The sequence below is a fragment of the Streptomyces laurentii genome, assembly GCF_040635425.1.
Taxonomy (GTDB): Bacteria; Actinomycetota; Actinomycetes; order Streptomycetales; family Streptomycetaceae; genus Streptomyces; species Streptomyces laurentii.
Map to the genome: position 1 here is coordinate 1 of NZ_JBEYHT010000130.1, position 2,397 is coordinate 2,397.

At 56.7% G+C, this 2,397-nt stretch carries 1 rRNA gene; it reads left to right on the forward strand.

Annotated elements, in window-relative coordinates:
• Positions 1-2,365: ribosomal RNA gene (locus ABZ693_RS36060) — 23S ribosomal RNA — on the forward strand; the annotation flags it as partial.
• Between the last annotated feature and the right edge of the window lie 32 nt (positions 2,366-2,397).

Consider the following 2,397-nt stretch of genomic DNA (forward strand, 5'->3'; position numbering starts at 1 on the left):
AGTAGCACGCTCAAGACCCGAAGCGGAGTGATCTAGCCATGGGCAGGTTGAAGCGGAGGTAAGACTTCGTGGAGGACCGAACCCACCAGGGTTGAAAACCTGGGGGATGACCTGTGGTTAGGGGTGAAAGGCCAATCAAACTCCGTGATAGCTGGTTCTCCCCGAAATGCATTTAGGTGCAGCGTCGTGTGTTTCTTGCCGGAGGTAGAGCACTGGATAGGCGATGGGCCCTACCGGGTTACTGACCTTAGCCAAACTCCGAATGCCGGTAAGTGAGAGCACGGCAGTGAGACTGTGGGGGATAAGCTCCATGGTCGAGAGGGAAACAGCCCAGAGCATCGACTAAGGCCCCTAAGCGTACGCTAAGTGGGAAAGGATGTGGAGTCGCAGAGACAACCAGGAGGTTGGCTTAGAAGCAGCCACCCTTGAAAGAGTGCGTAATAGCTCACTGGTCAAGTGATTCCGCGCCGACAATGTAGCGGGGCTCAAGCGTACCGCCGAAGTCGTGTCATTGCAGCAATAAGCCCCAACGGGTGCTGTGATGGGTAGGGGAGCGTCGTGTGCCGGGTGAAGCAGCCGCGGAAGCGAGTTGTGGACGGTTCACGAGTGAGAATGCAGGCATGAGTAGCGATACACACGTGAGAAACGTGTGCGCCGATTGACTAAGGGTTCCTGGGTCAAGCTGATCTGCCCAGGGTAAGTCGGGACCTAAGGCGAGGCCGACAGGCGTAGTCGATGGACAACCGGTTGATATTCCGGTACCCGCTTTGAAACGCCCAATATCGAGCCCATTAATGCTAAGGCCGTGAAGCCGTTCCGGACCCTTCGGGGAATGGAAAGTGGTGGAGCCGCCGACCCAAGGTGGTAGTAGGTAAGCGATGGGGTGACGCAGGAAGGTAGTCCAGCCCGGGCGGTGGTTGTCCCGGGGTAAGGGTGTAGGCCGTGTGGTAGGCAAATCCGTCACACGTTAAGGCTGAGACCTGATGCCGAGCCGATTGTGGTGAAGTGGATGATCCTATGCTGTCGAGAAAAGCCTCTAGCGAGTTTCATGGCGGCCCGTACCCTAAACCGACTCAGGTGGTCAGGTAGAGAATACCGAGGCGTTCGGGTGAACTATGGTTAAGGAACTCGGCAAAATGCCCCCGTAACTTCGGGAGAAGGGGGGCCACGCCTGGTGAGGGGACTTGCTTCCCAAGCTGGGGGTGGCCGCAGAGACCAGCGAGAAGCGACTGTTTACTAAAAACACAGGTCCGTGCGAAGCCGTAAGGCGATGTATACGGACTGACGCCTGCCCGGTGCTGGAACGTTAAGGGGACCGGTTAGCTCTGTTTCGACAGGGCGAAGCTGAGAACTTAAGCGCCAGTAAACGGCGGTGGTAACTATAACCATCCTAAGGTAGCGAAATTCCTTGTCGGGTAAGTTCCGACCTGCACGAATGGCGTAACGACTTCTCGACTGTCTCAACCATAGGCCCGGTGAAATTGCACTACGAGTAAAGATGCTCGTTTCGCGCAGCAGGACGGAAAGACCCCGGGACCTTTACTACAGTTTGATATTGGTGTTCGGTTCGGCTTGTGTAGGATAGGTGGGAGACTTTGAAGCAGCCACGCCAGTGGTTGTGGAGTCGCCGTTGAAATACCACTCTGGTCGTGCTGGATGTCTAACCTCGGTCCGTGATCCGGATCAGGGACAGTGTCTGATGGGTAGTTTAACTGGGGCGGTTGCCTCCCAAAGGGTAACGGAGGCGCCCAAAGGTTCCCTCAGCCTGGTTGGCAATCAGGTGTTGAGTGTAAGTGCACAAGGGAGCTTGACTGTGAGACCGACGGGTCGAGCAGGGACGAAAGTCGGGACTAGTGATCCGGCGGTGGCTTGTGGAAGCGCCGTCGCTCAACGGATAAAAGGTACCCCGGGGATAACAGGCTGATCTTCCCCAAGAGTCCATATCGACGGGATGGTTTGGCACCTCGATGTCGGCTCGTCGCATCCTGGGGCTGGAGTCGGTCCCAAGGGTTGGGCTGTTCGCCCATTAAAGCGGTACGCGAGCTGGGTTTAGAACGTCGTGAGACAGTTCGGTCCCTATCCGCTGTGCGCGTAGGAATATTGAGAAGGGCTGTCCCTAGTACGAGAGGACCGGGACGGACGAACCTCTGGTGTGCCAGTTGTCCTGCCAAGGGCATGGCTGGTTGGCTACGTTCGGGAGGGATAACCGCTGAAAGCATCTAAGCGGGAAGCCTGCTTCGAGATGAGTATTCCCACCTCCTTGAGAGGGTAAGGCTCCCAGTAGACGACTGGGTTGATAGGCCGGATGTGGAAGCCCAGTAATGGGTGGAGCTGACCGGTACTAATAGGCCGAGGGCTTGTCCTCAGTTGCTCGCGTCCACTGTGTTTGTTCTGAAG